At 64.2% G+C, this 25,242-nt stretch carries 19 protein-coding genes; 13 read left to right on the top strand and 6 right to left on the bottom strand.

Annotated features, from left to right (window positions below):
* Positions 1–411: 411 nt before the first annotated feature.
* The 7 genes from KIH76_RS07590 (at position 412) to KIH76_RS07560 (ending at position 8,882) form a co-directional block, all read left to right on the top strand.
* On the top strand, positions 412–2,157 hold the full coding sequence (locus KIH76_RS07590; RefSeq protein ID WP_219070097.1) for an FTR1 family iron permease: 1,746 nt from the start codon (positions 412–414) through the stop codon (positions 2,155–2,157).
* Positions 2,158–2,200: 43 nt separating this feature from the next.
* Positions 2,201–2,896, top strand: a complete 696-nt coding sequence (locus KIH76_RS07585) for an iron transporter (RefSeq protein ID WP_219070089.1) — start codon at positions 2,201–2,203, stop codon at positions 2,894–2,896.
* 117 nt (positions 2,897–3,013) lie between these two features.
* Complete coding sequence (locus KIH76_RS07580; RefSeq protein WP_219070087.1) at positions 3,014–4,282, top strand: DUF2318 domain-containing protein; 1,269 nt, start codon at positions 3,014–3,016, stop codon at positions 4,280–4,282.
* 224 nt (positions 4,283–4,506) lie between these two features.
* Positions 4,507–5,814 (top strand): ABC transporter permease, encoded by a 1,308-nt coding sequence (locus KIH76_RS07575; protein WP_219070085.1) that lies wholly within the window; start codon positions 4,507–4,509, stop codon positions 5,812–5,814.
* Positions 5,815–5,996: 182 nt separating this feature from the next.
* Positions 5,997–7,298: an ABC transporter permease gene (locus tag KIH76_RS07570; protein WP_219070083.1), complete on the top strand. Its 1,302-nt coding sequence runs from the start codon at positions 5,997–5,999 to the stop codon at positions 7,296–7,298.
* A gap of 59 nt (positions 7,299–7,357) precedes the next feature.
* Positions 7,358–8,155 carry an ABC transporter ATP-binding protein gene (locus tag KIH76_RS07565; protein ID WP_214373639.1) on the top strand — a complete coding sequence of 266 codons (798 nt, stop codon included), beginning with the start codon at positions 7,358–7,360 and terminating at the stop codon, positions 8,153–8,155.
* 163 nt (positions 8,156–8,318) lie between these two features.
* A complete protein-coding gene (locus tag KIH76_RS07560) occupies positions 8,319–8,882 on the top strand; it encodes an FMN-binding protein (RefSeq protein WP_219070081.1) in 564 nt (187 codons plus the stop codon).
* Between the two features lie 194 nt (positions 8,883–9,076).
* Here KIH76_RS07560 and KIH76_RS07555 read toward each other — a convergent pair whose 3' ends face one another.
* The 4 genes from KIH76_RS07555 to KIH76_RS07540 form a co-directional block, all read right to left on the bottom strand.
* Complete coding sequence (locus tag KIH76_RS07555; RefSeq protein WP_219070079.1) at positions 9,077–9,445, bottom strand: endonuclease domain-containing protein; 369 nt, start codon at positions 9,443–9,445, stop codon at positions 9,077–9,079.
* A gap of 289 nt (positions 9,446–9,734) precedes the next feature.
* On the bottom strand, positions 9,735–10,322 hold the full coding sequence (locus KIH76_RS07550; protein WP_219070077.1) for a TetR/AcrR family transcriptional regulator: 588 nt from the start codon (positions 10,320–10,322) through the stop codon (positions 9,735–9,737).
* Positions 10,323–10,378: 56 nt separating this feature from the next.
* Positions 10,379–12,577 (bottom strand): YhgE/Pip family protein, encoded by a 2,199-nt coding sequence (locus KIH76_RS07545; protein ID WP_219070075.1) that lies wholly within the window; start codon positions 12,575–12,577, stop codon positions 10,379–10,381.
* On the bottom strand, positions 12,574–15,186 hold the full coding sequence (locus KIH76_RS07540) for a YhgE/Pip domain-containing protein (protein WP_219070073.1): 2,613 nt from the start codon (positions 15,184–15,186) through the stop codon (positions 12,574–12,576). The genes KIH76_RS07545 and KIH76_RS07540 overlap by 4 nt, the downstream gene beginning before the upstream one ends.
* A gap of 139 nt (positions 15,187–15,325) precedes the next feature.
* Between KIH76_RS07540 and KIH76_RS07535 the strand changes: the two genes are divergently transcribed.
* From KIH76_RS07535 to KIH76_RS07510, 6 genes are all read left to right on the top strand, one after another.
* Complete coding sequence (locus tag KIH76_RS07535) at positions 15,326–16,741, top strand: putative ABC transporter permease (RefSeq protein WP_236036895.1); 1,416 nt, start codon at positions 15,326–15,328, stop codon at positions 16,739–16,741.
* A gap of 271 nt (positions 16,742–17,012) precedes the next feature.
* Entirely contained in the window at positions 17,013–17,657 is a 645-nt protein-coding gene (locus tag KIH76_RS07530) for an MptD family putative ECF transporter S component (RefSeq protein WP_219070072.1), read from the top strand.
* Positions 17,657–18,457, top strand: a complete 801-nt coding sequence (locus KIH76_RS07525; protein WP_219070070.1) for an energy-coupling factor transporter transmembrane component T family protein — start codon at positions 17,657–17,659, stop codon at positions 18,455–18,457. Before KIH76_RS07530 ends, KIH76_RS07525 begins: the two co-directional genes overlap by 1 nt.
* Complete coding sequence (locus KIH76_RS11570) at positions 18,454–20,238, top strand: ABC transporter ATP-binding protein (protein ID WP_338023619.1); 1,785 nt, start codon at positions 18,454–18,456, stop codon at positions 20,236–20,238. The genes KIH76_RS07525 and KIH76_RS11570 overlap by 4 nt, the downstream gene beginning before the upstream one ends.
* Entirely contained in the window at positions 20,235–20,918 is a 684-nt protein-coding gene (locus tag KIH76_RS07515) for a hypothetical protein (RefSeq protein ID WP_219070067.1), read from the top strand. The genes KIH76_RS11570 and KIH76_RS07515 overlap by 4 nt, the downstream gene beginning before the upstream one ends.
* 57 nt (positions 20,919–20,975) lie before the next feature.
* Positions 20,976–21,635 (top strand): hypothetical protein, encoded by a 660-nt coding sequence (locus tag KIH76_RS07510; protein ID WP_219070065.1) that lies wholly within the window; start codon positions 20,976–20,978, stop codon positions 21,633–21,635.
* A gap of 112 nt (positions 21,636–21,747) precedes the next feature.
* Here KIH76_RS07510 and nrdF read toward each other — a convergent pair whose 3' ends face one another.
* Together nrdF and nrdE are read right to left on the bottom strand one after the other, a co-directional pair.
* Positions 21,748–22,740, bottom strand: coding sequence for a class 1b ribonucleoside-diphosphate reductase subunit beta (gene nrdF, locus KIH76_RS07505; RefSeq protein ID WP_219070063.1), 993 nt, complete (start codon positions 22,738–22,740; stop codon positions 21,748–21,750).
* Positions 22,741–22,878: 138 nt separating this feature from the next.
* Positions 22,879–25,020: a class 1b ribonucleoside-diphosphate reductase subunit alpha gene (gene nrdE, locus KIH76_RS07500; RefSeq protein ID WP_219070061.1), complete on the bottom strand. Its 2,142-nt coding sequence runs from the start codon at positions 25,018–25,020 to the stop codon at positions 22,879–22,881.
* Positions 25,021–25,242: the final 222 nt, after the last annotated feature.

The following is a 25,242-nucleotide window of genomic DNA, read 5'->3' as shown; positions in this document are numbered from 1 at the left end:
GTTCATCAGGCGCTTGCTGGTTGCTTGTTTATCTTGGTCGAAAACATCCTACCCAGGAAGCGCTCTTCTCTTACTCCCTCAACGGCTCAACGACGAACCCACACCCACGAAAACAACACAAGCGCCACGAATGTTGACCCATGCGTCGTTGATATTCCGCCATAATCGTGCGACTACCGCAAACCGGCTAAAAAATCAAGACTGTTTTTTCTGGAAGTTTCCTCGTAGGTTATTGCGCGGTGGGCGAAACGCCCATATGCGCATATGAGAGGAAGCTTCGTAATGTCGAATCGTGCCATGATGACGGCCGCCGCGAAATCCGTGGACGGTGGTTCTGTCGCGCGCACGGCAACGCACACGATCGCCAAGGCCACGGTCGCCGCGATCGCATTCGTCGCCGCGTTCGTGACCATGCTGAGCCTCGCCGTCGCCCCCATTTCGACGGGCACGTCAACGGATCAGTCGGTTCTGCCGTTCACGCAGGCCGCGTTCGCTGACGACAGCTCAAGCGTCGACTACGAGACCTGGGCCGCCGTCGCCAAGGCCATCGACGACCAGCTGCAGGACGGCCTCAAGGAATACACGTCCGGCAACACGGCCGGTTCGACGTCCAAGTTCATGGCCGCGTACAACACGATCTACATCGCGTCCAACTTCACCGCCGTCGTGCGCGACTCGGTCAGCTCCGATAAGCAGGCCGCACAGCAGCAGGCGTTCCAGGACATCCAGAACCTCTCGTACACGTCCGGCAACGACGACCAGCTCAAGACCAAGATCGCCGATCTGGTGAACGACCTGAACGCGACCGCGCAGCAGCTCGACGCCAACACGAATCTTGCCAACCCGAAAAAGTACGCCGAGGATCTGCAGGCGCAGATCGCCAAGGAACGCAAGGAACTCGACGCCAAGAAAAAGAAGAACCCGGGCAAGGGCAACCGTTCGTGGACCGACGTGGCCAACGAGATGACCCCGATCCTCGACAACGCGTACAAGGCGTACGCGGCGGGCGACGCGGTCAAAGGCGCGACGCTCGTGAACAACGCGTACTACCAGTACTACGAGAAGCTCGGCTTCGAGAAGAACGTGATGAACGCGATCAGCGGCAACCGCGTCTCCGAGGTCGAATACCAGTTCAAAATGTGCCGCAAATCAATGAACACCGGCGCGGATCTCAAGAGCACCAAGCAGCTCATCGACGACCTCAAGGCCATGCTGGTCAAGGATGCGGGCATCCTCGACGGCGGCGCGGCCGACAAGGAGGGCGGCTTTACGAAGTTCATCACCAGCGCGGTCGGCCAGGCGTTCCTGATCCTCATCCGCGAGGGTCTTGAGGCGCTGCTCGTGGTCGCGGCCGTGGTGGCGTACCTTGTCAAGTCCGGCAACAAGCGCTTCACCAAGTGGATCTACCTCGGCGTGCTCGCCGGCCTTGCAGGCGCCGGCGTGGTCGCGGTGATCTTCGTGCTCGCGTTCGGCGGCTCCGGCCCGATCCAGGAGATCATGGAAGGCGTGTGCGCGCTGATCGCCATGTGCATGCTGCTGTGGACCAGCAACTGGATGCTCAACAAGTCGAGCGTCGAGGCGTGGAACCGGTACATTCGCACCAAGACCGAGGCTGCCGTCAAGTCGGTCTCCGCGCAGGTCGAGTCCGGCGATCACGTCGCGTTCGGCACGGTGATGTCGCTTGCGATGCTGAGCTTCCTCGCCGTGTTCCGCGAGGGTGCCGAAACGGTGATCTTCTACCAGTCGATCTACTCGATGAGCCAGGACACGAAGGGCATGTGGACGGGCGGCATCGCCGCGGCAGTGGTGCTCGTGATCATCTTCTTCGTCATCCGGTTCACGTCGGTGAAGATCCCGATCGGCCCGTTCTTCCTCGTCACGTCGATCCTGATGTCGGTGCTCGTGGTCGTCTTCGCGGGCGGCGGCGTGCACGCGCTGATCGAGGGCGACGCGCTGCCGGCCAACTACCTGCAGGGCGTGCCGACGAACGACTGGCTCGGCTTCTACCCGTACGTCGAGTGCATCGTGGCGCAGGTGATCGCGGCCATCGCGGTGATCGCGCTGTTCGTGGTCGGCTTCGTCAAGCAGCGCAAGGCCAAGGCCGAGCTTGCCGCGGGCGGTTCCGGACCGGTCGAGACTGCCGCCGCAGCCAAGTAATAGATTTTCCCAAAAATTTCAACCTAGACAAAGGAAGAGAAATATGAAGAACAAGAAACTCGCCGCCGTCCTCGGTGTGCTGCTCGCCGGTTCGATGGCCTTCTCGCTGGCCGCCTGCGGCTCGACCACCGCGTCGAACGACAACGCCAAGTCGAACACCTCCACCTCCGACACCACCAAGTCGGACGACACCAAGTCCGATGACACCTCCTCCGACGCCGGCGCCGGCTTCGAGGAAGTCCCGGTCGGCCCGTCCGGCACCGCCGAGGAGCAGGATCAGGACAACGGCCCGCTGACTGTCGGTGCCGTGTACTTCCAGCCGATCGACATGGAACCGGCTTCCTCCGGCCTCAAGGCTGCGGACGCCTCCTTCCACCTCGAGGCTGACATCCACGCCAACGAGAAGGGCACCGAGCTCGGCTACGGCAAGGGCGACTTCGTGCCGGACCTGACCGTGAACTACACGATCATCGACAAGTCCACCGGCAAGGAGGTCGAGGGCGGCAAGGCCACCTCCGGTACCTTCATGCAGATGAACGCCTCCGACGGCCCGCACTACGGCGCCAACGTCAAGCTCGACAAGGCCGGCACCTACCAGCTCAAGCTGTCGATCGAATCCCCGGCCGCCAAGGGCTGGATGCTGCACGTTGACCCGGAGACCGGCGTCAAGGGCCGCTTCTGGACCGAGCCGATCGAAGTCACCTTCGACAACTGGGATTACACGCCTCGCCAGTGGTGATGACAACCGCGGCTAACGTGGGCAATTCCATCATGACTGCATAGCACAACGCTCCCTTCCGCACGAGGGGAGCTTTTGCTGTTTTTAGGATGCTGACGAAACGATGAAAGGACGCGAATGCTTGAACAATTCGTGACGGTGATGCCGGGGACGCTGGCCCCCGCATTGCTCGTGATGTGCCTGAGCGTTATGCTCACGGTCGGCGAGGGGCGCGACAAGCCGATCAGCACGCATTGGCGTCTGTGGGGCGTCAGCGTCGGCCTCGTCGCCGCGATCGTGTTCGCGGCCCTGCGCGCGGCGGCCGTCATCAACCAGCGCACGTTCGTCAACTATCCGGTACTGTGCGTCGCGGTCGTCGTCGACCTGCTCGCGCTGACGACCGTCATCCTCGCCCGCCGCATCACGACGAACTGGCAACGGCACGCGATCTGGATGCACGTCGCGAACGCGGTCGCCGCGATCGACATCGCGCTCACGCTGTTCTACGCGCTGCCCGACGTCATCCTGCAGCTGACGATCTGGGTCGAGCCGGGCGACCCGATCTTCACGTCGGCGATGCTGCTGCGCGCGCTCGGCTTTGCGCTGGGACTGGCGATGTCGATCATCGTCGCCGCGATCTTCCGCACGATGCGATCGACCGCGGTGCGGCCCGCGTTCACGGCCGCCGTCGTGCTGACGATGGCGATCCTGTTCGTGCAGCATCTGACTGGCCTCGCGCAGATCCTGCAGGCGCGCGGATTCCCGATGAACCACACCGAGTTCGTGTTGCTCGCGTGGTCGATCAACAACAACCGCGGCATGATCATGGCACAGGCGTTCACGTTCCTGATCCCGGCCGTCGCGTCGATCGTCGCCGGATTCCGCATGCCGATGACCGGTCCGAACGAGGCGACCGTGCGCCGGCACAAGGCGTTCCGTCGTCGCGCGATCGCGGCGGCCGCGTGGAGCGCCGTCGCGATGATCGGCGTGACGTTGACGCTCACGGTCGGCGTGGCCGCGACCCAGCAGGAGGTCACGCTTTCGCCGCCGGAGGCGTACTCGTTGAAGGATGGCGTGGCGACGATCCCGTTCAGCCAGGTCGAGGACGGCCACCTGCACCGCTTCGAATACAAGGCGAAGGACGGCACGGTGATGCGGTTCATCATCATCAAGAAGAACGGCGGCGCGTACGGCATCGGCCTCGACGCGTGCGAGAACTGCGGCGACGCGGGCTACTACGAGAAGGACGGCAAGATCATCTGCAAGAAGTGCGAGGTCGCGATCAACCTGGCGACGATCGGTTTCCGCGGCGGATGCAACCCGGTGCCGTTCCCGTACAAGACCGGCAACGGCAAGATCACTATTCAGACTGCGGATCTGGACGCCCTGAGCGCCCACTTCCAGTGAGACCACAACCTCTTGGCCCCCTCGGCTGAGGGGGCTGTCAGCGAAGCTGACTGGGGGAGCGTCAGGGGATTGAACGCATAAGCACTTGGCTGTCCCTCAATCAGCTCCCCTGAAGGTAATCAAAGCTTTTCGAGCGCATAGCTTCTGACGCTCCCCCAGTCACGGCTACGCCGCGACAGCCCCCTCAGCCGAGGGGGCCGAGAACCCGGAAAAGGAGGAACACGTTGTTCTTTCTGCGAATGATCGCGCGGTCGTTCACGCGCCAGCTGCGCAGGCGGCTGCTCATCGCGCTCACCGTGTGCCTGTCGGCCACGGTCAGCGTCTCGATGCTGGGCGTTGTCTTCGACGTCGGCGACAAGCTCAACGCCGAACTGTCGACGTACGGCTCGAACATCGTCGTGCAGCCGAAGGCCGACGCGGTCGTCTCCGACCTGTACAACACAACAGGGCTTACGGGCGCGGCAGCCCAGGCCGACCCGACCGCGTTCCTCAAGGAATCGGACGCGGCCAAGATCAAGACGATCTTCTGGGCGTTCAACATCACCAACTTCGCGCCGCAGCTCAACGTGCATGCCGAGGTCAACGGCACGAACGCGCCGCTCGTCGGCACGTGGTTCAACAAGGAACTGAAGCTCGCATCCGGCGAGACGACCGTGGTCGGCGTCGAGGGCATGCGCTCGTGGTGGAAGATCGAAGGCGCGTGGCCGAAGGACGACACCGATCAGGGCATGATCGGCGCGACGCTCGCGCAACAGCTCGGCGTCAAGATCGGTGACACGGTGACGCTCAAGAAGACCACGGCGTCCGGCAAACACAACGAGCAGGCGATCAAGATCGTCGGTATATACGATTCTGGCGATGACGAGAACGGTTCGCTGTACCTGTCGAGTTCGGTCGCGCAGGTGCTCGCCGACCTGCCCGATGCGGCCGACAAGATCGAGGTGAAGGCCCTGACCACGCCGGAGAACGACCTCGCGCGCAAGGCCGCGCAGAACCCGGCCGCGCTCAGCCAGGACGACTGGGAGACCTGGTATTGCACCGCGTACCCGAGTTCGATCGCGTACCAGATCGAAGAGGTGATTCCGGACGCGGTCGCCAAGCAGGTGCGGCAGGTCGCCGCGCTGCAGGGCAACGTCTTGCAGAAGACGCAGGCCGTGATGATTTTGATGACGATTCTGAGCCTGATCGCGGCGGCCGTGGCCGTGGCGAACCTGATGGTCGCCTCGATCGGGGAGCGGTCGGCCGAACTGGCGCTGCTCAAGGCGATCGGCGCGACGGACGGCGCGGTGTCGCGTCTGATGATGGCCGAGACGGCGGCGATCGCGCTGCTCGGTGCGATCGTTGGCGCGGGGCTCGGCTCGGGCGTCGCGCAGCTGATCGGGCACGTGGTGTTCGGTTCGGGCATCACGATGCGTCCGATGGTGTTCGTGCTCGTGTTCGTGCTGCTTGCGATCACCGTGCTGCTCGCGTCCGCGTCGTCGATCCGCTCGATCCTGAGCCTGCGCCCCGCGGAGGTGCTCCATGGCCGGTGATTTTGCTGCACAGTGTCATTTCGAGCGCAGCGGAGCGGAGTCGAGAAATCTCTTCCCTGCGATGCGTGCGATGCTGTCCCGTGTGCAGTCGTTCATCAGCGGGAGAAGATTTCTCCGCTCGGCTGTCGCCTCGGTCGAAATGACAGGGTTACGCATCGGTACGACGAGAAAGGAGTGGTGAGATGACGAATACCGGGATGTTCTTCCGCATGCTGTTCAGCGCCGTGTTCCGGCGGCGCTCGCGTGCGATGATGGCGGTCGTCGCGTCGCTGGTCGGCGCGGCCACGCTGTTCTGCCTGGCGATGATCTGCATCGCCGTGCCGCAGCAGATGAACGAGGAGATGCGTGCGTACGGTGCGAACCTGATCGTCACGCCGACCTCGTCCACCGCGTCGGCCGACAAGGCCGGCATCGACAAGGCGATGGTCGAGCACACCACCGAGATGGTCGCGGCGAAGGGTTCCGAGAAGCATGCGACCTACCGTTATGAGAACGTTCGCGTGAACGCCGCGCCGTATGTGATGGCCGGCGTGGACGCGAAGCAGGTCGAGAACCTCAACCATCACTGGGTGGTCGACGGCTCGTGGCCGTCCGACGGCAAGGTGCTCGTCGGCCGAGACATCGCCGACGCGATCGGCCTCAAGGTCGGTTCGCGCATCACCATCGCCTACCGCGCCTCCGACAACTCCTCCACCTCCTCGGCTCCCTCAGATGAGGGAGCTGGCTCGCGCAGCGAGACTGAGGGAGGGAACACGGGTTCCGCCTCCACCACCAACGGAACGACCAGCACGCAGTCCTCCGCCCAGCCCACCCAGGACGGCCGCGTCTCCAGCGACATCATGGACACGTCCGGCACCGAATTCCGCGTCGCCGGCATCGTCGACACCGGCGGCAGTGAGGACTCGATCATCTACGCCACCAACGCCGACGTCAACAAGCTCACCGGCGTCACGCGCGGCGTCGACGTCATCGAATACTCCGCCGGTGCGAACGATCTCAACGCGCTGGTCCAAAGCATCAACGACATGACGTCCATGCACGTCAAGGCACAGCAGGTCACCAAGATCACCGCATCCGACACGCGCATCATCACCATGCTGCAAACGTTGTTCTGGATCGTCTCGCTCGTCGTGCTCGTGCTCACGCTCGTCGGCGTCGGCACCACGATCAGCTCGATCGTCTCGCAGCGCCGTAACGAGATCGGCCTGCGCAAGGCGCTCGGCGCGAGCTCGTCGGCGATCGGCATCGAATTCTACGTCGAATCGGCCATGTACGGCCTCATCGGCGGCCTTATCGGCACCGCGATCGGCTACGGGCTCGCGCAATGGCTGTGCGTGGCCGTGTTCGAGCGGTCGATCGGCTTCAACTGGTGGCTCGGCGTCGCGTCCGTGCTGCTCGCGGCGATCGTCGCGGTCGTCGCCTCCATCCCGCCCGTCCACCGCGCCACGCGCATCGACCCGGCCGTCGTGCTGCGCGAGGAATAATCGTCGGCTTACGGCTTCGTGAACAACGCTTGTGAATAACGTAAGGAAACATCATGGATATGCTGCTTGAACTCGACCATATCTCGAAGATCTACGGCGACCTGCACGCCGTGGACGACCTGAGCCTGACCGTGCCGGCCGGGCAGTGGCTGGCGATCGTCGGCTCGTCCGGCTCCGGCAAGACCACGCTGATGAACATGATCGGCTGCATGGACACGCCGTCGAAGGGATCGGTCAAGCTCGAAGGACGCAAGCTCGAGGATCTCAACGCCGGCCAGCTCGCGGACGTGCGCAAGAACCTCATCGGCCTCGTGTTCCAGAAGTTCTACCTCGTGCCGCATCTGACGGCCGTGGAGAACGTGATGGTCGCGCAGTACTACCACTCGGTCGTGGACGAGAAGCAGGCGCTCGAGGCGCTGGACCGCGTGGGACTGAAGGAGCGCGCGCACCACCTGCCGAGCCAGCTGTCCGGCGGCGAGCAGCAGCGCGTGTGCATCGCGCGTGCGCTCATCAACGATCCGAAGCTGATCCTCGCCGACGAGCCGACCGGCAACCTCGACGAGAAGAACGAGAAGATCGTGCTCGACCTGTTCCGTCAGCTGCACGAGCAGGGCACGACGATCATCGTGGTGACTCATGATGCTTTGGTGGCGAGCTGCGCGGAGCGCGAGATCATGCTCAACCACGGCGTGCTCGTGGGCGAGAAGTGGAACGACGAGGCCGCACGGAAGGCGTACGAGGCCGCGGGCGGGCATCCGGCGTCCACCGGCGCGGCCGTCGAGGGCGCGCAGACCGGCGAGACCGCGATCGGTTTCGCGGACCCGACCAAGGCCGCGAAAACCGGCGGCGAGGAATAGTCCCGTGGACTGGACTCTTCCTTCTTGTCATTTCGAGTGAGGCGAAGCCGAATCGAGAAATCTCAATACCTCGCTGGATGGTAGAGATTTCTCCGCTCGCTGGCGCTCGGTCGAAATGACAGGCTTTCGCTGGATGGGCAAGAATCAACTACTGTGGAGTGATATGAGCGATACGAACACGTTGAAGAAGTCCGCGGTCGTTGCGGCGGCCGGACTGGTGGTGGCCGGCGCGATGCTGGCCGGATGCGGCGAGCCGAAGGCCACGCCGATGAACGACGAATATTCCGGTAATTCGGGCGAGACCGAGCAGTCGCAGGAGCAGCAGTCGCAGTCCTCGGGATCGGATGATTCGTCGTCGAGCTCGTCCGGTTCATCGACGGGCGCGGGCAGCCGCGACACCGGCACGAAATCCGACAAGAAGGACACCGGCAACTACGCGGACGGCACGTATTCGGTCAACGGCCAGTACGGCCCGATCGGCGAGGACACGATCGACGTGCACGTGACCGTCAAGGATCAGAACGTCGAGAACGTCGAGATCATCGGGCACCCGTTCACGAGCATCTCGAAGAAGCACCAGACCGAATTCGCGGAGGCGATCAACGGCGTGGTCGACGGCAAGCCGCTCAAGGATCTGAAGGTCGACACGGTCGCCGGCGCCAGCTGGACCACCGACGCCTTCAACGCCGCCCTCGAGGTAGCCCGCCAAGAAGCCTCCATCCAGTAGCGTCCGCGTCGCCACATCGGTATCGCTTGCCTGTCATCTCCGCATACCCGCGACCGCGTATGCTGCTGGCGGAGCCTCGGCTCCCTCGGCTGAGGGAGCTGTCACGCGTAGCGTGACTGAGGGAGCGTCGCGGCCAACGGCCGCCAGTAAACACAGCATCGCGCAACGCGCGATCCCAATACGAAAACCATTGGTCACCCTTCAGCAACCCGCCCCATCACCACCCGGTCGATCTCCCCGCATACCGCGTCGAACATGCGATCCACCTGACTGTTCGCGAACCGGACCACCAACAACCCCGGCACCGTCGCTTCCATCTCCCGGGTCCGTTGCAGATCCTCGGCCTGCTGTTCCGTCGTGTAGTGTCCGCCGCCGTCCAGCTCGACCACGAGCCGCGCCTTCGCGCAGTAGAAATCGGCGATGCGTTCGCCGATGGGTTTCTGGCGTTGCCAGCGTAGGGTGTGGGTTTTGAGGAACCGGTGCCATAGCTTGCGTTCCCATGGGGTCATGCTGCGGCGGAGGTGTTTGGCGAGTGGCGTGTTGGTTTGGTTGTAGCCCCTCATGGGTTGATCGTAGCGGATGATGCGTGTGGTATTGGAATCGCGCGTTGCGCGATGCTGTGTTGTTGGCGCCACTGGCGTGCCGCGACGCTCCCTCAGTCAGCCTACGGCTGACAGCGTCCTGCAATTACGGACAGCCTTACGGCTGACTGTTTGCCGGCTCGCCTGTCGGCTCGCACATTGCCTACAAACAGCTCTGCTGTTTGCTTAACGGCAATGTCTCTCAGTTGAGGGAGCCGAGGCTCCGCCAGCGCTATCGCGAATGGGGTATGAGAAGCGGCGTCGTATTGCGTTAGGCGCGGGCTAGGGCGGGCCACAGGAGGGCGGTCATGCGCTCGGGCCAGTCGGCGGCCGCATCGGGGGCGAGGGCCTTGGCGGCGAGCATCGAGCCGAGGGTCGTGCCGAACAGGAAGTGCGCATCCGCATCCGCGCGGAATGCGCCGGATTCCACGCCTCGCGTGATGAACTGCGCGAACCGCTGCTGCGCCGGATCGATGATTTGCCTCGCCAGCCCGTGCACCGCCTGATTGCTGGTCGAGAGCACCACGCCCACCGCCTTCAGGCCGATCTCGTCGTTGAAGCTGGCCGCGACACGCTCCAGCAGGATACGTAATCCCTCGCGTGTGGTCTCCAGATGCCCGAATTCCGGCAGGCTCACCGCCTCGATCTGCAGGTGGCGCAACAGGTCGTCCGTGTTGCGGTACCGCCGGTAGATCGTGGTCTTCGCCACGCCCGACCGGCGCGACACCTCCTCGATGGTCATCGCGCCGATGCCGTCCGAGATGAGGATGTCGAGCGTCGCCTGCGCGATCTTGCGGTCCGTGGCCTCACGCGTGCGCGCGGCGCGCGGCGGAACGGAAGTCGTTGATGAGTCGGTCATGATTCCTTCCTCGTTACGTTCATGATATGACGGGAGCGGTGGCACGGAACACGCGATCACAGCAGCTTCGTGCTTTCGACCTGCGCCACGTACCACTTGTTGAAGCCGACCAGGGGCTTGCGCAGCAGCAGTCCGAGCAGCAGCAGCGGCGGTACGAACAGCGCCAGCTTACCCAGCGCAATCCAGTAATCGTTCGCATAGATCCCCGCGATCGCCGCGCGCACCATCGTCACCGAATGCGTGATCGGCAGCCACGGGCTCAACGTGGAGACGAAATCGGGCAGGATCTGCAACGGATACGCCGCACCCGACCCGCAGATCTGCACCACCAGATACAGCACGCCGATCGCCTTGCCAACGTTGCCAAAACTCACCACCATCGTGTATGCGAAGAACGAGTACACAAGCGAACTCACCCACCCGTCGAGCATGAACAGCCACGGGTGCACGGCCTGAATGCGCATGAACAGCAGCGTGCCGCCGCACGAGACCGTGCTCTGCAGCAGCGCGATCGTCGCGAACACGCCGTAATGGCCCAGATACAGCTCATGCGGTCGCGCCTCTCGCCCGATCGCGGCCTCCAGCTCGTCGCGCACGCGCCGCGACACGGAGGTTTTCAGCGTCACCGCCATCAGCAGCGAACCGACCCACAGCGGCAGGAACGTGTACAGCGGCGCGAGCGAGCTGCCGAAGTTCGCGACCGGGAACAGCGCCTTGCGCTTGAGCTGCACCGGCGCGGCCAACGTGGCTGCCAGCGAGTCCGTGTCCGAGCCGAGCAGCTCCTTGACCTGCGCCATGTCGCCGCTGTTGAGCGCATCCTTCATCTTCTCGCTGAAGTCGCTCAGCTTCGCGCTTGCGGACGTGAGCGTCGTGGCGGTCTCGTTGAGTGTGGACTTGACGTCCGCGAGCTTGGCGTTGGCTGTATCGGCAGTGTCGTGCAGATCGTCGATCGTTGCGGACAGCGATGACGAGCCGGACGACAACGTTTGCGTCAGATCGTTGACCGACGTCGACAGCGAGTCGATCTGCGGCGTGAGCGAGGCACTGAAGTCCGACGTAACCGACGTGACGCTCGACTTTGCCTGCGCGGCGAGATCCTTGATCGTCTGGCGTTTGGCCGTCGCATCCGTATTCTTCGTTTCCAGGTCGCCGGCCGCGTCATTCAACGCATCGCGCAGCGTGACCTGCCGTGCGATCACCCGATCCAGACCGTCCAGCAGCGCGGCCTGCGTGTCCGAACCGATCGTCGTGGCCGGATCGAGCGCAGCGACCGTGTCTCGGATCGACTGGTATTGCGCACGTTGTCCGTCGACGTTCCCGGCCTGCGCGCGCAGCGACTGCGCCAGATCCGCGCTCGACTTGCCGGCGCTCGCATACACTGCGTCGATGTTGGCCGACACCGCGTCGAAACTGTCCGCGCTGGTCTTCAGCGCGTCCGCCATCGCGCTCGTCGCCGACGACAGCGCGTCGGACACCGTCGCCGCGCCCGACTTCGCCGAATCGAGCTGCGACTTGGCGTCCTGCGCCGAACCCGACGCGGTGTCGATCAGGTCGATCGAACTCGCCATCAGCGAGGCAGCCGAATCGGTAAGCGTGCCGTACATGGTCAGCGTCGCGGCCGTGTCGTCCAAGGCGCTCGCGACGTCGCCGACCTTCGTGTTGAACGTGCCGAGCATTTGCGTGGCCTGCGGGTCGTCGAGCTGGTCGAGCAGTCCGGACGCGATCGACAGCGCCGTGCTCGTGATCGTCTGCGCGAACATCTCGTTGACCTGCGCGGCGACCTGGTCCGCGCCCTGGCCGGTCACTTTCGGCGCGAGCGCGTTGATCTTCTCGTTCGTGTAGTACGTGAGCTTCGCGTGACGCACGGTGTCGGCCGTGAAGAACGTCATCATTTTCTCGGAGAAGTCCTTCGGAATGATGACGGCCGCGTAGTATTCGCCGGATTTCGTGCCGTCGATCGCATCGCTTTCGCTCGTGAACGTCCAGTCGAGCTGGCTGTTCGCGCGCAGGGCGTTGACGACCGAGTCGCCGACCGTGATCTTGACCGGGATGAGGTCGGACTGGTAGCCCTCGTCCACGCTGGCGACCGCGAATTTCAGGTTGCCGGTGTTCGAGAACGGATCCCAGCTCGCGGCGATGTTGAACCACGAGAACAGGCCCGGGATGGTGACCAGGCCGATCACGATGATGATCGAGACGACGTTGCCGGTGATGCGTTTGAGATCGCCGACGAACAGCTTGATGATCGCGTTCACTTCGCGTGCCTGCCTTCCGTGTGCGTGGTGGGCTGGATGGTGCGCTGCTGCGCATGCGTGCCGTGCGAACGTTTGCCTCGGTACAGCACTGCGCGGATCGCCTCGTCGCTCAGCGTGCCGAGACGGGTCTGGCGTTCGAGGCTGTCGCGCACGAGCTCGATCGCCATGAGGAACCCGATGATGATGAGGATCCACACGATCCACGTCGCCAACGCGGCGAGCTTCACGCCGATCGCGCCTGCGTCGTTCGCGCCGGCCACGAACGAGAACGTGACCGCGAGCACGGCGGGCACGGCCAGACCGGCCACGAGTGCCCCGCGCTTGAGCCGTGGATACCGTGCCATGAACGCGGCCGCACGCCGTTCGACGCCCGCCCGGTACACGTCCTTGTCCGCAAGCATGCGGATCGCCTGCGCAATGCTGAACGGCCGGTCGGGCAGCTGCACCTCCTCGCCGACGAACATGTCACTGTCCGCGAGCTGGCGTGCGAACAGACGGTTCAGATTCGTCAGCCACGGCCGCACCGCCAGCCCGACCGCGAACGAGACGGCCGCGAACACGGCCAGCATCGCGATGTCGCGCGTCCAATGGCCGTCGTAGAACCCGCCGATCGTCTCACGGAACGCGCCGATCGAATACGTGAACGGGAAGAACGGATACAGCCTGCGGTAGAAGTCCGGCATCATCTCGATCGGATACAGGCCGGACGCGCCCGGGATCTGCACGATGATGAGCGCCACGCACAGGCCCTTGCCCACATGCATGAGCGTGGTCGAAAGCATGTAGATCAAGCTCAGGTACGCGAGCGATGTGACGACGCCGGTGAGCAGGAACAGCGGCGCGTTCACGGTCTGCACGCCGAGGATCAGGTCGCCGGCGGTGGTGACGAACCCCTGCGCGGCGGCCGGCACCGCAAGCAGCAGAAAGCGCGCGAGATAGCGCTCGCTGGCGGTCGGCTCCTCGTCGAGTCCCTCGTCGTCGACCTCGAGCCTGACGATCACCATGAGCGCGAACGCGCCCACCCACAGCGCCATGTTCGTGAACAGCGGCGCCATGCCGGAGCCGTACGTGGCCACCGGGTACACGGTTTTCGTGGTGAGCACGGTGGGGGAGAGCATGAATGCGGAGATCGCGGAAACGTTGAGCTTGCCGTCGGAGCCGAGGAGCTGGCCGAGCATGTCGGTCGATGCCAACGCTGTCAGATCGGTGGCAGTGGAGGCGAGTTTCGACTCGATTCTGGACAGGCCCGCGTCGGTTTGCGTGAGCGCCTCCGTCGTGTTGTTCGCGGCCTGATCGAGCTGGTCGAGCACGGCCTTGGCCTGCGCGATGAGCGTGCTTTGGCTGCCGGTCATTGCGGACAGGGTGCCCGTCGTCTGTGACAACGTGGTCAGCCCGTCGTTGAGCTTCGGCAGCGCGTCGGCGGAGATCGTGGAGCGCGCCTTTCCGGTGGCGTCCAGCGTGGACTGCGTGGCCGTGTTCATCGTGTCGGCGGCGTTGCGGGTGTCGTCGATGAGCGAACCGGTGTCGGAGTTGAGGGTCTGTAGTCGGCTGATCGAATCGCCGAGCTTGTCGTTGCGCGTCTGCAGTTCGCTGATAAGGTTTGCGGCCGTGGATGAGTCCGGCAATTGCCGCAGTCGTGCTATGAGGTCGCTGGTCGTCTCGTTCGCCTGCTTGGCGACGGTGAGCGCATCTCCGATCGCCGCGTTCGCGCCGGTCATGCCGCCGGTGATCGTCGCGATGCCAAGGTTTGCGCTCGCGCTTGCCTGCGAGAGCAGATTCGAACCTTGGTCGAGTGCGGTGAAGGAACTGTTGGCGAACGCGGTCGTCGTGTCGCGCGCGGTAGCGATGGCCTGTGACGCGGTGTCGAGCAGGGTGCCGGCGTTCGCTGCGGCCAGTGTGATCTGTGCGATCTGTTCGCGTGATTCCTTGGTCTTGTCGGGAATCTGCGAGAAGGCTTGCTTGAGATCGTCGATCGACGTGCGTGCCTTGGCGATCTTGGCCTGAGCGGAGGTGAGCTGCGCGACGGTGCTTGCCGTGGCGTCGTCGGCTTGGGCCGAAAGCGTGTCCCCGGCCTTGTTCACCACGTCGGAGATGACCTTGCTGGCGGTCGAGACGAACGCGTTGTTGACCTGCGTGTCGACCGTGGACGCACCGGTGTCGGTGATCTTCGGCGCGACCGCGTTCGCCTTTTCGTTCACGTAATACTCGAGCGTCGGGCGGTTCTTGCCGTCCGTGATCACCCCGGCCATATCCTCACTGAACGTTTCCGGAATGACGATCGCGGCGTAGCTTTCGCCGGATTCCACCTGTGCGATCGCCTCGGATTTGCTCACGAACCGCCAGCCGAGGTCGTGGTTCGCCTTGAGTTGGTCGACGAGTTGGTCGCCGAGGTTGAGATCGCCGAGCAGCGCGTTGCTGGTGCCTTCGTCGTTGTTGGCGACGGCGACCTGCACGCCCTTGGTGTTGCTGTACGGATCCCAGAAGCCGACGATGTTGAACCAGGCGTAGAGCGCGGGAATCACGGTGATGCCGACGATGATGACCCATGCGGTCGGCACACGCAGCAGACGCAGGGCGTCGCGGCGCAGGATCTTCAGCACATTGCTCATATCGTCCTTTATCGTCCTTCCGGGGTCGGCGAGTGCTCGTTGCGTAACGCTACGTATGGCGTAGCGCTACGCAACACGTAGTGTAATCCCTCCCGTGGATGACGGTCGTCGGTTGGGCGGCGCTGATAGCGTGGACGGCATGAGTGAAGCAGCAGACCAGAACGAGGAAACCGCGCGGATCGAGGGTGCCGCGACGGCGGAGGCGCCCGAACAGTTTGAATCCATGGATATTGGGCCGGTCATCGGCATTCCCGGAGAGGTTGCGCCGGAACCTGAGCCATCGGAACCTGAGCCGGCATCCGTGGGGCTGACGTCAGCGGAGAAGCCGAATCCGTCTCCAGCCGTCGGTACCTCGATCCCCGGCGATGTCAACGGCGACGGCGTCGTCGACATCGACGACGAACGTCTCCCGCTCGTCGCCCGCATCTACGGCATCGTGCTCGTCGTCTACGGCATCACCACCATCCCGGCCATCGTGCTCTCCGTCATCCGCGTCATCCGTGCGCTCGCCGCCGGACAGGTCATTGTCACCCAGCCCGACCTCACCGCCATCCTCAGCTGGCTGTCGGCCGGCACGAACTCCGTCACCACCGTCATCCTCATGATCTTCAGCATTCTGCTGCTACGCAACCGGCGCAAGCACGCGGCACGCTGGATCGAAGCCCTCATCCCGCTCACCATCGCCGAAGGTCTGTTCACGGTCGCGCTCGACGGTCTGCGGCTGCCGCTTCTCCTGTCGATCATCCAGCTCGTCATCCTGATCGCGCTGTCCGTCAGCGTCGACCCGGCGCTGCGTGAGGAACGCCGCCTCAAAACCGCGCTGTGGCACATGGACAGGCGTTCGGAATATGAACGTGCGCTGGCCCAAGGCATGCCCGGACGCGACCTGAGCGGCAAAGGCTACATCTCGCTCGACTTCTTCAACATCTTCTGGCTGTTCATGGTCGGCTGCGTGTTCGGCCTCGCGATCGAGACGATCTACCACTTCGCACTGTACGGCGGCGAATGGCAGGATCGCGCGGGCCTGTTGTGGGGCCCGTTCTCGCCGATCTACGGCTGCGGCGCGGTGCTGCTGACTGTGCTGCTCAACCGTCTGTGGCGCGCCAACTGGCTGTTGATCTTCTGCGCGAGCGCGGTGATCGGCGGCACGTTCGAATACCTGACGAGCTGGTTCATGGAGGTCGCGTTCGGCATCACCGCGTGGGACTATACCGGCCAGTGGCTATCGATCGACGGGCGCACGTCGGGCAAGTACATGTTCTTCTGGGGGCTGCTCGGACTGGCGTGGGTCAAGCTGATCCTGCCTCGGCTGCTCGCGCTAATCCAGCGCATCCCGTGGGGATGGCGGTACACGTTGACGCTCGTGTGCCTCGTGTTCATGGTGGTCGACGCGACGATGACCCTGATGGCGTTGGACGCGTGGTATTCGCGGATGGCCGGCATCGCGGTCGACTCGCCGGTCTCGGACTTCTTCGCGCGGCATTTCGGCGACGAGTTCATGGCGAACCGATTCCAGACCATGAGCCTCGACCCGTCCAAGGCCGGGCGTGCGTAAGGGGCGGGGGCGGGGCCCGGTGCGGCCGGGCTGCTGCGCGCCGGCATGGGATTTCTGCGTGATGTTCGGACTTCGATTGGAGCCCGCTCTCGCGGTGCTTCGCGGCTGTTTGCCGCCGCGCGAGTGCGGGAGGGCGAGAGGAGGCGGCGCCGACGAAGAACGGGGGTATTGTGTTGCGCGCGGAAGCCCGATAGATTGGGTGGAGTTTGTTCATCCCGCACGTTCCGCTGATATCGGACGCCACGACCGTATGCCTCGTATCGGAGATCGCATGACCCAGCCCAACTCATCGACCACCCAGCCCATCCAGCCCGCGCCGGCCGTCAAGTCCGGCCGTCTCGCCGTTCCCGACCTCATCTCGATCGGCATCTTCACCGCCCTTTACTTCGTGTGCGTGTGCGTCGCCACGCTCGTCTCCACCCTCATCGCCGGCGCCGGCACGATCTTCCTGCCCGCCGTCGCCGCGCTCATCTGCGGCCCGGTGTTCATGCTCTCGGTCGCGCGCGTCGGCAAGTTCGGCGGCATCACCGTCATGGGCGTCGTGATCGGCCTGTTCCTGTTCGTTTCCGGCCACTTCGCGCTCTCGTTCGTCGCCAGCGTCGTCTTCCCGCTCGCCGGCGACCTCATCGCCCGCATCGGCAACTACAAGAACCGCGTCACCATCCTCATCGGCTACGTCGTGTTCTGCTACGGCCTGACCGGCCCGATCCTGCCGCTGTGGTTCATGAAGGACGCGTACGTCGCCTCGCTTGAGGCGCGCGGCAAGGATTCGGCGTACATCGACAACCTGTTCTCGCAGATCAGCGTCGGCTCGTTCTTCGTGGCGATGGCCGCGATCCTTGTGTGCGGCCTGATCGGCGGCTGGTTCGGCCAGCGCATCCTGAAGAAGCACTTCGTCAAGGCCGGCATCGCCTGATGACTTTCCCCTCCGCCGGCCGTTCCGGACTGCGGCTCGACCCGCGCACGAAACTGTACCTGCTGCTGCTCGCGAACCTGCTGCTGTTCTTCCACGTGGACACGCGCGGCGAGGCGATCATGGTCGCGCTGTTCCTGTTGCCGCTGTTCGTGGCCGGACGGTGGCGCAACGGGCTGCGACTGGCCGTGCTGTACTTCGCGCTGCTCGGACTGGGACTGTGGTCGGACGCGGTGACGCTGGACGGCACGGGCGGCGGTTCCGGAGGATCGCTGATCGGCATGATGAACGGCGGTGCAAACGATGGCGGTGCGACATCGTTCGCAGTGACGGCCGGCCACGTCGCCGGACTGCTGTCGGTCGGTATCCGCATGATGATGCCGTGCCTGATCACCGGCGCGTACGCGTTCACCACGACCTCGATCAGCGAGTTCGTATGCGCGATGCGGCGCATGCGCGTGCCCGAGGCGATCGTCATCCCGTGCATGGTCGTCATCCGTTTCTTCCCGACCATCGCGCACGACTACCGGCAGATCCGCAACGCGATGGCACTGCGCGGCATCGCGGCCGGCCGGTTCGCGCTGGTGCGCCACCCGGTGCAATCATTGGAGTTCATCATCGTGCCGCTGCTCATGAACGCGACGTTCGTCTCGCGCGACCTGTCCGTCGCGGCCCTCACCAAAGGACTCGGCGTCGCCGGCGAACACACCTGCATGACCGTCATCCGCATGCGCTGGTTCGACTGGGCGTTCATGGTCGTGTGCACCGCGCCGCTGGCGCTCGCAATCGGAGGCGTGCTGTGAGCGAATCACCTACTGTGTCATTTCGACCGAGCGAAGCGAGCGGAGAAATCTTATTCCGCGCCGCATCCGCGCCCATCATCGCGATCGTCGACACGTCGTTCCAATACGCGCACGACGATACCGGCGCTGCGGCTGCCAATCCGGCCGCCGAAGTCCCCTCACCAGTCAACGCGACGGTTCCCGCCGATCTCGCCCTCTCCCACGTCGATCTCGCCATTCGTCCCGGCGAAACCGTCATGCTGTGCGGGCAGTCCGGCTGCGGCAAAACCACCGTCACGCGGCTCATCAACGGTCTCATCCCGAACTTCTTCCACGGTCCGTTGACCGGGACGCAGACCATCTGCGGTCTGGGCGGCGCCGGTGACACGACGGGCGGTGCAAGTGCTGCAAACGTTACTGCACCCGTGCCGATCGAAACGCTCGTGCCGCTCGTCGGCAGCGTCTTCCAGAACCCGAAAACGCAGTATTTCAACGCCGACACGATATCCGAACTTGCGTTCCCCTGCGAGAACGTTGGCATGCCGTCCGCCGAGATCCGTGCGCGCGTCGCCGAGGTCGCGCATCGGTTCGGCATTGAACATCTGCTCGGCCGCAGCGTCTTCAAGCTGTCTGGCGGCGAGAAACAGCGGCTCGCGGTCGCCGCGGCGACCATGCTGCACCCATGCGTCATCGTGATGGACGAGCCGACCAGCAACCTCGACGCGGCCGCGATGCGCGACTTGCACGACATGGTCGCCGCGCTCAAACGCAACGGCGTGACGGTCGTGATCGCCGAACACCGGCTCGCATGGTGCGCCGATCTTGTCGACCGGTACGTGCGGTTCGAGCACGGCGCGGTGGCGGGCGAATACACGGCCGCCGAGTTCGAGGCGCTCCCGGCGCAACAGCTCGAATCATGGGGACTGCGCGCACTCGATCTTGCGCCGTATCGTGTCGCGTTGCGCGCGAAAACCGGTGTGGACGACGTCGAACCGAGCGCCGGTCCGCGATCTGCCGCGACTCGGTCGGTCGAACCGTCCGGCGCATCGGCCATATCATCGGCCGCTCCCGTCACTGCTCCGGCAAGGCAGCGTCCTTCCGCTCCGGCCAGTCTCTTCGCGCCGCAAACCGGACACCAGCCGTCATCCAATACCGGCGGCGTTCCCGTCATTGCCACGCACGATCTCGTCGTCGGCTACCGTCGCGCGTTCCGTCGCGGCATCGCCGATCTCACGTTGCACGGCGGAGAGATCGTCGGTCTGATGGGCCGCAACGGAGCCGGTAAAAGCACGCTCGTGCGCACGCTGTGCGGACTGCAGAAACCGCTCGCCGGACGGGTGCCGCTGCACGGCGATCCGGCACGGCCGGCCGCGCTCACCCGCGCCGGATTCCTCGTCATGCAGGACGTCAACTACCAGCTCTTCGCCGACAGCGCACGCGAGGAACTGCTGCTCGGCCTCGGCGACGCCGGCGACGCAACGCTCGGCAAGCAGACCGACCGGGTGCTCGCGGAACTCGATCTGCTGCCGTTCGCGGAACGTCATCCGATGAGTCTGTCGGGCGGGCAGCAGCAACGGCTGGCGATCGCATCGGCGATCATGTGCGGCAAAGAACTGATCGTGCTCGACGAGCCGACCAGCGGACTCGACCGGGCGCACATGATGCAGGTCGGCGCGCTGCTGCGGGGATTGTCCGACCGGGGCAAAGCCGTACTCGTCGTCACGCACGACGAGGAACTTGCCGCACTATGGTGCGACCGGATCATCGACCTAGACGACAACTTGAGCAAGGAAGCATCATGACCACTTTTGACCCGACCGAATGGATCGGCGACTGGATCAGCTTTGAGCAGCTCATCGACAGCCACGACCCCGCTATCGAACGCGCGTGGGCCGATTCCGAGGCGGCGATGCGCGGCCGGCGATCCGGATTCTCGCTCATGCTCCCGTTCTTCGGCGGCAGCATCCGCCGGTTCTGGCGCTGGGCCTGCCGCACCACCGGCCGCGAAAACCGGCATGTGCCGATCGCCGGATGGCATATCGAACCGCTGGAATACGGCGAGAACGCGGGCAACGGGTTCGCGCTCGAATGGCGCAGCGACGAATCCACGGTGATCGGCCGCTACGCCTACCAATTCGACCACATGATCGACCGTGGACTCGAAGGCAAGCCGTGTTACGTTTTCCACGCCGACTCTGCGCCGGCCGGCAGCCCGTTCCGCGTGCTTATCGCGATGGATCCGATGCCGGAACGCGCCGCGCTCGCAAGCGGCGGGCTGCTCAGTCACCTGCATTTCCAGTACGGCAGCAGCGAGACGGTACTGTTGCGCGGTGGCTCAGGCAGGGGCGTGGCCGCCAGACTGCGCCATCGCATGTGGTACCCCACCATGTGCGCGGCCGAAGGCGACCTGCTCGCCCAGTGCAACATCGTCCGTGCGCTGCACCATCTGCCGGCATGGGAGCAGTTGCCCGAATCGGCATGAGCGTTCCCGACGGAGCGTTACCGGGTCTGCCGCACAATCCGTGCCTATAGTAAAAGCATGGGAAACGCTGTCGTGCATCGGGAGTCGCGGGCCACAGCCGCGCTCGGGGAATGGCAAGGGAGCCGCCAGCTCGTGCGCAGGCTGATCCGCCGGAGATTATGGCGAACGTTCGGGCCATTGCTCGTGGTGATGACGATCGGACTGTCTTGCGGCGCCTATCTATGGTCGTCGCACACCGCTGCGGTTGCGTCGTTCCTCGGCGACATCGTGCTGTGGGAATACGGAGGTGCTGCGATCGGTTGCATCGCGTTGGCTGTGGCATGGTATGCGGCGTGGCGTTCCGCGTCGGCCTTGTTGCCACGCGCCGCGTTGGGTGTGTGTACCGGCGAGGATTTCCCGTTCCGCTTGGTTCGCAAGCCGCACGACAACAGCGATCTCGAACTCGGGGAGCCGGATTTTAGGGTATCGATGATCGTGTTTCCGGCCGATCTCACGCGGGTGTTCACCGTGTTGGAGTGGGTCGGCGGCGAGGCCGACGTATGCTGGACGATCATGCAGGTGAGCAACGGCCGTTTACGGGTCGTCGGCCGCGATGCCGTCGACCCGGGCACGCGTCTTGCCTGCGCCCGGCAATACGCGACCGACGATCTCGACGGCGTCCCGCTCGACGAGCATTGCACCTACGACCAGCGCAACAGCGTGCTTATCGTGCGCTGACTGGTATGCAGCATGTCGGTGTACCGTTGGCTGCAAGACCGCCTCTAGCCATACCTATGCCGTAGAGTCCGCAGAAAAAGCTCGCAGGAGAATCCCTGCGAGCCTGAAACGACTAGAAATCCCAATCCTCGTCGTCCGTTTCCTCGGCCTTGCCCATCACATACGACGAGCCGGAACCGGAGAAGAAGTCGTGGTTCTCGTCCGCGTTCGGCGACAGCGACGCGATGATCGCCGGATTCACATCGCAGATCTCCGCCGGGAACAGCGCCGGATAGCCGAGGTTCATGAGCGCCTTGTTGCCGTTGTAGCGCAGGAACTTCTCCACGTCCTCCGTCAGGCCCACCCCGTCGTACAGTGACTCGGTGTACTCCACCTCGTTGTCGTACAGCTCGTTGAGCAGGTCGTACGTGTACTCGCGCAGCTCCTCGCGCTTCGCGTCGCCCACCAGCTCCAGCCCGCGCTGGTACTTGTAGCCGATGTAGTAGCCGTGCACGGCCTCGTCGCGGATGATCAAGCGGATCACATCGGCCGTGTTCGTGAGCTTCGCATGGCTCGAGAAGTACATCGGCAGGTAGAAGCCCGAGTAGAACAGGAACGACTCGAGCAGCGTCGAGGCGACCTTGCGCTTGAGCGGGCTATCGCCCTCGTAGTAGTCGAGCACGATCTGCGCCTTTTTCTGCAGGTACTCGTTCTCCTCGCTCCACGCGAACGCCGCGTCGATTTGCTTGCTCGAGCACAGCGTCGAGAAGATGCTCGAATACGACTTCGCGTGCACGGACTCCATGAACGCGATGTTCGTGTACACGGCCTCCTCGTGCGGGGTGAGAGCGTCCGGAATCAGCGAAACCGCGCCGACCGTGCCCTGGATCGTGTCGAGCAGCGTGAGCCCGGTGAACACGCGCATGGTGAGCGTGTGCTCCTCCTCGCTCATCGACTGCCAGCTGGGGATGTCGTTGGAGACGGGGATTTTCTCGGGCAGCCAGAAGTTGCCGGTGAGACGATCCCAGACCTCGAGGTCCTTCTCGTCCTCGAGCTTGTTCCAGTTGATCGCGGAAACGCGGTCGATGAGCTTAAGCGGTTTGCGCGGAACGGAAATCGGTGCCATGTTTGGATTCCTTTGTCATTCTTGTTTCCGATGATGATCATGATTGGGCGTGTGCGCTCTGATGCGTGCGGTATCAAGGCGCACCGAGGGAAGCGGTACTCAGTACCGCGACCGAGGAGCAACGCGGATAACGCACCATCAGAGCATGCAGGAGACGCAGCCCTGGACCTCGGTGCCTTCAAGGGCCTGCTGGCGGATGCGGATGTAGTACAAGGTCTTGATGCCCTTGCGCCACGCGTAGATCTGCGCCTTGTTCACGTCGCGCGTGGTGGCCGTGTCGGGGAAGAACAGCGTGAGCGAGAGGCCTTGGTCGACGTGCTGCGTCGCCTCCGCGTACGTGTCGACGATCGCCTTCCAGCCGATCTCGTACGCGTCCTTGAAATACTCGAGGTTCTCGTTCGTCATGTACGGCGCGGGGTAGTACATGCGGCCGATCTTGCCTTCCTTGCGGATCTCGATCTTGGAGACGATCGGGTGGATCGACGACGTGCTGTGGTTGATGTACGAGATCGATCCGGTCGGCGGCACGGCCTGCAGGTTCTGGTTGTAGATGCCGTCGGCGAGGATCGCGTCGCGCAGCGCCTCCCAGTCGGCGACGGTCGGGATCGCGACGCCGTACTTCGCGAACAGGTCGCGCACGCGGGCGGTGCGCGGCTCTAGCGAGCGACGTCCATCGGTATACTTGTCGAAATAGTTGCCCTGACCGGCCGGCTTCGCGTACGCGGAACGCTCGAAGCCGACGAACGCGCGGCCGCGGCTCACCGCGAGGTCGTGCGACGCGCGGTAGGCATGGTAGGCGACGGTCATGAAGTACATGTCGGTGAAGTCGAGCGCCTCGTCGGAACCGTACTGGATGCCTTCGCGCGCGAGGAAGCCGTGCAGGTTCATCTGGCCGAGGCCGATCGCGTGGCCCTCCTCGTTGGCGCGGCGGATCGACGGCACCGCGTTGATGCTGGTCTGCTCGGCGACGGACGTGAGCGCGCGGATCGCCGTTTCGACCGTGCCCGCGAGGCCGCCGTCCATCGCCTTGGCGATGTTGAGCGAGCCGAGGTTGCAGGAGATGTCGCGGCCGACGTGCGCGTAGGTGAGGTCCTCGTTGTAGGCACTCGGCTCCTGCACCTGCAGGATTTCGGAGCACAGGTTCGACATGGTCACGCGGCCGTCGATCGGGTTGGCGCGGTTGACGGTGTCCTCGAACACGATGTATGGGTAGCCGGACTCGAACTGCAGCTCGGCGAGGGTTGTGAAGAACTTGCGCGCGTCGATGTAGGTCTTCTTGATGCGATCGTCCGCGACCATCTTCTCGTAGTTCTCGCTGATCGGCACGTCGGCGAATGGCTTGCCGTACACGCGTTCGACGTCGTACGGGCTGAACAGCGCCATCTGTGCCTTCTGCTTGGCGAGCTCGAACGTGATGTCGGGCACGACCACGCCGAGCGCGAGCGACTTGATGCGGATCTTCTCGTCCGCGTTCTCGCGCTTGGTGTCGAGGAATCGCATGATGTCGGGGTGGTGCGCGCTCAGGTAGACCGCGCCCGCGCCCTGGCGCGCGCCGAGCTGGTTCGCGTACGAGAACGAGTCCTCGAGCAGTTTCATGACCGGCACGACGCCGCTCGACTGGTTTTCGATGTGCTTGATCGGTGCGCCGAGCTCGCGCAGGTTGCTCAGCAGCAGGGCCACGCCGCCGCCGCGCTTCGACAGCTGCAGGGCCGCGTTGATGCCGCGCGAGATCGACTCCATGTTGTCTTCGATGCGCACGAGGAAGCAGCTGACCGGCTCGCCGCGCTGCGCCTTGCCGAGGTTGAGGAACGTCGGGGTGGCCGGCTGGAAGCGGCCGGCGATCATCTCGTCGAGGTAGCTGATTGCTGCGTGCTCGTCGCCGGCGGCCAGCGCGAGCGCGACCGCGGCGCAGCGCTGCGGGAAGTCCTCGAGGTACTGCTTGCCGTCGAACGATTTGAGCGCGTAGGAACGGAAGAACTTGAACGCGCCGAGGAACGTTTCGAACTCGTAGTTGCTCGCGGCCGCGCGGGTGTAGAACGTGTCGAGGAACTCGGGGGAGTACTGCTCGAAGACGCGGGCCTCGTAGTACTGGTTATCGATCAGGTAGGCGAGACGCTCGGCCGTGGAGTCGAAGCGGCGTGTGTTCGGCTCGATCTCGCTGGCGACGTACGCGCGTTCGGCTTCCTTGTCCTTGTCGAACTGGATGCGGTGGTGCTCGTCGTACAGGTTGAGCATCGCGTTGAGCGCGTGGTAGTCGGTGGACGGGTCGTAGGTGGTCATGGATGATCTTTCGTGGGTCGTGGATGGGATGGATGGGGGCGGAGACGGCGGTCTTGGTTGTCGGCGGGCGTTCGGTGTCTGGCGGCTGATGACGGCGTCCGGTTTTCGTTAGGATTGTGTGCCTTCTCGCCGGAAACGGACGTTCGGCGATGTGTTTGCGTCCGTTTGCTTCAAGGATGGGCGGTTCCTGGCGGAAACCGGACGCCGGATGACGCGTTTGCG

This window comes from Bifidobacterium simiiventris (genome assembly GCF_019331715.1).
Lineage (GTDB): Bacteria > Actinomycetota > Actinomycetes > Actinomycetales > Bifidobacteriaceae > Bifidobacterium > Bifidobacterium simiiventris.
The sequence above is the reverse complement of the archived record's forward strand: the minus strand, read 5'-3'. Positions and strand labels throughout refer to the sequence as shown.